Origin of the sequence: Streptomyces sp. NPDC047525 (assembly GCF_040643025.1) — a bacterium.
Taxonomy (GTDB): domain Bacteria; phylum Actinomycetota; class Actinomycetes; order Streptomycetales; family Streptomycetaceae; genus Streptomyces; species Streptomyces durmitorensis.
In genome coordinates, this window is sequence record NZ_JBEYTL010000005.1 from 602,240 (window position 1) to 608,464 (window position 6,225).

Annotated in this window: 5 protein-coding genes and 1 rRNA gene; 5 read left to right on the forward strand and 1 reads right to left on the reverse strand. The window is 72.1% G+C overall.

Going from position 1 to position 6,225, the window contains the following annotated elements; translation table 11 throughout:
- The first annotated feature begins 54 nt into the window (after positions 1-54).
- From ABZ833_RS18100 to ABZ833_RS18120, 5 genes are all read left to right on the forward strand, one after another.
- Positions 55-1,371, forward strand: a complete 1,317-nt coding sequence (locus ABZ833_RS18100; protein ID WP_361047445.1) for a hypothetical protein — start codon at positions 55-57, stop codon at positions 1,369-1,371.
- A gap of 4 nt (positions 1,372-1,375) precedes the next feature.
- Positions 1,376-2,077, forward strand: coding sequence for a DUF4129 domain-containing protein (locus tag ABZ833_RS18105; RefSeq protein WP_361047447.1), 702 nt, complete (start codon positions 1,376-1,378; stop codon positions 2,075-2,077).
- Positions 2,078-2,340: 263 nt separating this feature from the next.
- Positions 2,341-3,555: a DUF4350 domain-containing protein gene (locus ABZ833_RS18110; RefSeq protein ID WP_361047561.1), complete on the forward strand. Its 1,215-nt coding sequence runs from the start codon at positions 2,341-2,343 to the stop codon at positions 3,553-3,555.
- Positions 3,552-4,544 carry a MoxR family ATPase gene (locus ABZ833_RS18115; RefSeq protein ID WP_361047450.1) on the forward strand — a complete coding sequence of 331 codons (993 nt, stop codon included), beginning with the start codon at positions 3,552-3,554 and terminating at the stop codon, positions 4,542-4,544. Before ABZ833_RS18110 ends, ABZ833_RS18115 begins: the two co-directional genes overlap by 4 nt.
- Positions 4,544-5,854 (forward strand): DUF58 domain-containing protein, encoded by a 1,311-nt coding sequence (locus ABZ833_RS18120; protein WP_361047453.1) that lies wholly within the window; start codon positions 4,544-4,546, stop codon positions 5,852-5,854. The genes ABZ833_RS18115 and ABZ833_RS18120 overlap by 1 nt, the downstream gene beginning before the upstream one ends.
- Positions 5,855-5,944: 90 nt before the next feature.
- Here the strand turns inward: ABZ833_RS18120 and rrf are convergent.
- A 5S ribosomal RNA gene (gene rrf / locus ABZ833_RS18125) occupies positions 5,945-6,061 on the reverse strand.
- Positions 6,062-6,225: the final 164 nt, after the last annotated feature.

Here is a 6,225-nt window from a genome sequence, read left to right on the forward strand (position 1 = left end):
GATGGCTGCCAACCGGCCGCCGCGACCGCGGACGGGCACCGTGAAGGAGCGACGATGAACGACACTCCGGGCTGGGCTTCGCCCGGATCTGCCCCCTCCGACGGACAGGACTCCGGCACGTCCGAACCTGCCGAGCCCACCGAGCCCTCGGACCAGCCGAACGGTCCGGGCTCGAAGTGGTCCAAGGAGCAGCCGCCGCCCGCCCAGTGGTCCGCCCCCAGCCCGCCGGCCCCCGGCCAGACCCCGCCTCCTCCCGCACCCCCGCCCGGCGGTGGCTGGGGCGGCGGACGTCCCGGCGGCCCCGGCCCCGGCGGACCTGGCGGTCCCGGTGGTCCCGGCGGCTATCCCGGCTGGGGGGCGTGGCAGGGCCCGCCGCCCGCCGCCAAGCCCGGCGTCATCCCGCTGCGTCCGCTCGGCGTCGGCGAGATCCTGGACGGCGCGGTCTCCACGATGCGTACGTACTGGCGCACGGTGCTCGGCATCTCCCTGGCCGTGGCCGTGTTCACGGAGATCGTCGTCATCCTGCTGCAGGGGCTCGTCCTCAACGACAGCGAGACCACGGACGTCCTCGACGACCCGAGCGCGACCGTCGGCGAGCTGACCCGCGCCCTGGGCGACACCCTGCTCAGCTCCGGCGTGATCCTGCTGATCACCCTGCTCGGCACGATCGTCGCCACCGCCCTGCTCACGATGGTCACCAGCCGCGCGGTGCTCGGCAAGTCGGTCACCACGGCGGAGGCCTGGCAGGACGCCAAGCCGCAGCTGCCGAGGCTGATCGGCCTGACGCTGCTGCTCCCGCTCATCGGCATGGCGGTCGTCGCCGCGGGTTCCTTGCCCGGCGTGCTGATCGCGGTGGCCGGGGCGTCCGACGCGGGCATCAGCCTCGCCGTGCTCGGCGGATTCGCCGCCCTGGGCGTCGCCGTCTGGCTGCTCGTCCGCTTCTCGCTCGCCTCGCCCGCCCTGATGCTGGAGAAGCAGGGCGTGAAGAAGTCGCTGACCCGCTCGGTGAAGCTGGTCCGCGGCTCCTGGTGGCGGGTGTTCGGCATCCAGCTGCTCGCCGCGATCATCGCCAACGTGGTGGCGTCGATCATCGTCATCCCCTTCACCCTCATCGCGGGCGCGCTGAGCGGCGACGGCGTCACCGGCTTCCTCGACAGCGGCACCGGCGATCTCGGCTGGACCTTCCTGATCGTCAGCGGCATCGGCTCGATCATCGGTTCGATGCTGACGTTCCCGATCACCGCCGGCGTCACGGTCCTCCTCTACATCGACCAGCGGATCCGCCGCGAGGCCCTCGACCTCGAACTCGCGCGCGCTGCGGGCCTCCAGGGCGACAACGGCTCCAACGCCCCCGGAACCCCCGGGAGCTGATGCGGTGACGGGGGCAGTACTGCACGGATCAAGGGCGCTCGCACCGTTCCTGAACCGCACCGGCGACGACGACCCGCCGGTGACGATCCCGCGCGGCCCCGCAAGGGAGGCAGCCGAGCGCGAGCTGTCCGACCCCGCGTACCACGAGAACGACCCGAGCCTCCTGCAGCGCGCCCTGAACCGCTTCTGGGAATGGGTCGACGACCTGTTCACCGCCGCCTCGGGGGCAACCCCGGGCGGCGGCCTCGGCCTCCTGGTCATCCTCATCGCGGTGGTCGCCCTCCTGGTGGCCCTGTGGTGGCGCCTCGGCACCCCGCACCGCGCCCCCACGTCGTCCCCCGCCCTCTTCGACGACCGCCCGCGCACCGCCGCGGAACACCGCGCCGCCGCCGAGGCACACGCAGCCCAGGGCCACTGGAACCAAGCCGTCCAGGAGCGCATGCGGGCGCTGGTCCGCTCCCTGGAGGAACGCGCCCTCCTGGACCCCCGCCCCGGCCGCACGGCGGACGAAGCAGCGGCGGAGGCGTCGCTCACCCTCCCGGCCCACGCCACGGAACTCCACGCGGCAGCCCAGTCGTTCGACGCCATCACGTACGGCGGCCGCACAGCCACAGAGCCGACGTACCGCCGCCTGACCACTCTGGACAAGGCCCTGACCCAGACAAGGCCAACCCTCAGCAACACCCAAGAGGGAGCCCCCAATTGACGGCCCCCCAGGACCCCACAAACCCCTCCCCCAAAGCCGACAACCCGCCAAGAACCGGCGTCGGAACGAGCCCCGAAGCCGGACCCAAGCCCAGAGCTGGCACCGACCCCGGCCCCAGGCCCGACGCCGGGCCCGAAGCCGGTTCCGAAGCCAGGGCCGCATTCGGAACCGAGAGCGGAACAACACCAGGAGCCAACGCCGGCGGCCCAAACAGTCCCGGCGTCTCCGGCGGCTCGGGCGGCACCGGCAGCACCGGCAGCGCGATCAGCACGACCAGCACCAGCGCCGACAGCCCGGCACCCACCCCCACTTCCTCCGCCCCCACCCCCCGCCAGCTCTGGACCCGAACCCGCGGCATCCTCCTCGCCCTGGTCGTCCTCCTGGCAGCCGCCGTCGCCATCGCCACCGTCCGCTCCAGTGCCCAGCACGGCCGCCTCGACCCCCGCTCGGCCGACCCTTACGGCAGCCGTGCGGTAGCCGAACTCCTCGCCGACCGCGGCGTGTCCACCCGCGTGGTCACCACCTCCGAAGAGGCCAGGTCCGCGGCAGGCCCGGACACCACGCTCCTGGTGGCCGCCCCCGACCGGCTCACCGAGCGTCAGCAGTCACGCCTCCGCGCGGCCACCGAGGACTCCCGAGGCCGCACCGTCCTCCTCGCCCCCGGAACCCCCTCGGTCAGCACCCTCGCACCGGGGGTCACCGCGGACGCCACCCCCAGCATCGACTCGACGCTCTCCCCCCGCTGCTCCCTGCCCGCCGCCCAGCGCGCAGGCTCCGCCGACGTGGGCGGCCTCCGCTACGACACCCTCGCCCCGGACGCCGAGTCCTGCTACCTCAGCGACGGCCTGCCCAGCCTCCTGCAGCTCCCGGCGGCCGACGGCCCCGGCGACACCGTCGTGCTCGGCGCCCCCGACATCCTCTTCAACGACCGCATCGACGAGCAGGGCAACGCTTCACTGGCCCTGCAACTCCTCGGCTCCCGCCCGCACTTGGTCTGGTACCTCCCCTCGCTCACCGACGACGCGGCGACCGACGACTCCGCCGACCGCGACTTCTTCGACCTGATCCCCGACGGCTGGCTCTGGGCCACCCTGCAGCTCACCATCGCCGCCGCGCTCGCCGCCCTGTGGCGTGCCCGCCGCCTCGGCCCGCTGGTCCCCGAACGCCTCCCCGTGGCCATCCGCGCCTCGGAAACCGTCGAAGGCCGAGCCCGCCTCTACCGCAAGGCCAACGCCCGCGACCGCGCGGCCGCCGCCCTCCGCTCGACCACCCGCACCCGCATCGCCCCCCTCATCGGCGTATCCCCCGGCCAGGCGCACGCGCCCGAAACCCTGCTCCCCGCCCTGACCGCCAGGCTCCGCACCCCGGGCCAGGACCTGCACCCCCTCCTCTTCGGCCCGCCGCCCGGCAACGACGCAGCCCTCATCAACCTCGCCGACCAACTCGACGCCCTCGAAAAAGAGGTACGTACTTCATGATGGACCCGACCACTGACAACGCCGAGAACTCCGGAAGCTCCGGCAGCGCCCGCTCCTCCCTGGAGTCCCTGCGCACCGAGATCTCCAAGGCCGTGGTCGGTCAGGACCCCGCGGTGACAGGCCTCGTCGTGGCCCTCCTCTGCCGCGGCCACGTCCTGCTCGAAGGCGTGCCCGGAGTGGCGAAGAGCCTCCTCGTCCGCGCCCTCGCCGCATCCCTCGAACTCGACACCAAGCGCGTCCAGTTCACTCCGGACCTGATGCCGAGCGATGTCACGGGCTCCCTCATCTACGACGCCCGCACCACCGAGTTCTCCTTCCAGCCGGGCCCGGTCTTCACCAACCTCCTCCTCGCCGACGAGATCAACCGCACCCCGCCCAAGACCCAGTCCTCCCTCCTCGAAGCGATGGAGGAACGCCAGGTCACGGTCGACGGCACCCCTCGCCCGCTCCCGGAGCCGTTCCTGGTCGCGGCCACTCAGAACCCGGTCGAGTACGAGGGCACGTACCCCCTCCCCGAAGCCCAGCTGGACCGTTTCCTCCTCAAACTCACCGTCCCCCTGCCCTCACGCCAGGACGAGATCGACGTCCTCACGCGCCACGCGGAAGGCTTCAACCCCCGCGACCTCCACGCCGCCGGCATCCGCCCCGTGGCGGGCCCCGCCGACCTGGAGGCAGCCCGCGCCGCGGTCGCCAAGACGTCGATCTCCCCCGAGATCACCGCCTACGTGGTCGACATCTGCCGCGCCACACGCGAATCCCCGTCCCTCACGCTGGGCGCCTCCCCCCGAGGCGCCACGGCGCTCCTCTCGACGGCCCGCGCCTGGGCCTGGCTGACGGGCCGCGACTACGTCATCCCCGACGACGTGAAGGCCCTCGCCCTGCCCACCCTCCGCCACCGCGTGCAACTCCGCCCGGAAGCCGAGATGGAGGGCGTGACGGCCGACTCCGTCATCAACGCGATCCTCGCCCACGTCCCGGTCCCCCGCTGATGGCCCTCACCGGCCGCACAGCCCTCCTGGCGGCCCTCGGCAGCCTCCCTGTAGGCATCTGGGACCCCAGCTGGACAGGCATCCTCGCCGTGAACGCCCCGCTGGCCCTGGCCTGCGCCTGCGACTTCGCCCTGGCCGCCCCCGTACGCCGCCTCGGCCTGACCCGCGCAGGCGACACCTCCGTACGCCTCGGGGAATCCGCCGACGTCGAGCTGACCGTCACCAACCCCTCCGGCCGCCCCCTGCGCGCCCAGCTCCGCGACGCCTGGCCCCCCAGCAGCTGGCAGCCCGGCACCGAGGTCGAGGCATCCCGCCACCGGCTGACGATCCCTCCCGGCGAACGCCGCCGCCTCACCACCCGCCTGCGCCCCACCCGCCGCGGCGAACACCGGGCGGACCGCGTCACCATCCGCTCGTACGGCCCCTTGGGCCTCCTCACCCGCCAGGGCAGCCACCAGGTCCCGTGGACGCTCCGGGTTCTGCCCCCCTTCACCAGCCGCAAGCACCTCCCGTCCAAGCTGGCCCGCCTCCGCGAACTCGACGGCCGCACCAGCGTCCTGACCCGCGGTCAGGGCACAGAATTCGACAGCCTCCGCGACTACGTCCCCGGCGACGACACCCGCTCCATCGACTGGCGCGCCACCGCCCGCCAGTCCACCGTCGCCATCCGCACCTGGCGCCCGGAACGCGACCGCCACATCCTCCTTGTCCTCGATACCGGCCGCACCTCGGCGGGCCGCGTCGGCGACGCCCCGCGCCTCGACGCCTCGATGGACGCGGCTCTGCTCCTCGCGGCCCTGGCCTCCCGAGCGGGCGACCGGGTGGACCTCCTCGCATACGACCGCCGGGTACGCGCCCTGGTCCAGGGCAAGGCGGCAGGTGAAGTGCTTCCCTCCGTGGTCAACGCCCTGGCCACGCTCGAACCGGAACTCGTCGAAACGGACGCCAGAGGCCTGACCTCAACGGCCCTCCGCACCGCGACGCGCAGCTCGCTGATCGTGCTGCTCACCAGCCTCGACGCAGCCCCCATCGAAGAGGGCCTGCTCCCCGTACTCTCCCGCCTCACCCAGCGCCACACAGTCCTGCTGGCATCGGTGGCCGACCCTCACATAGAGCAGATGGCCAAGGCCCGCGGAACAACGGAGGCCGTGTACGACGCGGCAGCCGCTGCCCAGGCCCACGCGGAACGCCATCGCACGGCAGAACAACTCATCCGTCACGGCGTCACCGTCGTAGACGCGACCCCGACCGACTTGGCCCCGGCACTGGCAGACGCATATCTGTCCTTGAAGGCAGCCGGCCGCCTCTGAAACAGAAAAAGGCCCTCTCAGGGCCTCTATATCTGGTGAACGCAGAAAACCCCCGCACCCAGAGGGTGCGGGGGTTTCCCGTTAATAATAGTTCGGCGGCGTCCTACTCTCCCACAGGGTCCCCCCTGCAGTACCATCGGCGCTGTGAGGCTTAGCTTCCGGGTTCGGAATGTAACCGGGCGTTTCCCTCACGCTATGACCACCGAAACACTATGAAACTGTCAACCGCACCGTAGTCGTGGCCCGACATACGGGGTTGTTCGTGGTTTCAGAACCAACACAGTGGACGCGAGCAACTGAGGACAAGCCCTCGGCCTATTAGTACCAGTCACCTCCACCCGTTGCCGGGCTTCCAGATCTGGCCTATCAAC

Excerpts from the sequence above, each read along its gene's own strand:
- ABZ833_RS18115 (WP_361047450.1), top strand. The coding sequence starts at position 3,552 with ATGATGGACCCGACCACTGACAACGCCGAGAACTCCGGAAGCTCCGGC.
- ABZ833_RS18100 (WP_361047445.1), top strand. The coding sequence starts at position 55 with ATGAACGACACTCCGGGCTGGGCTTCGCCCGGATCTGCCCCCTCCGAC.
- ABZ833_RS18120 (WP_361047453.1), top strand. The coding sequence starts at position 4,544 with ATGGCCCTCACCGGCCGCACAGCCCTCCTGGCGGCCCTCGGCAGCCTC.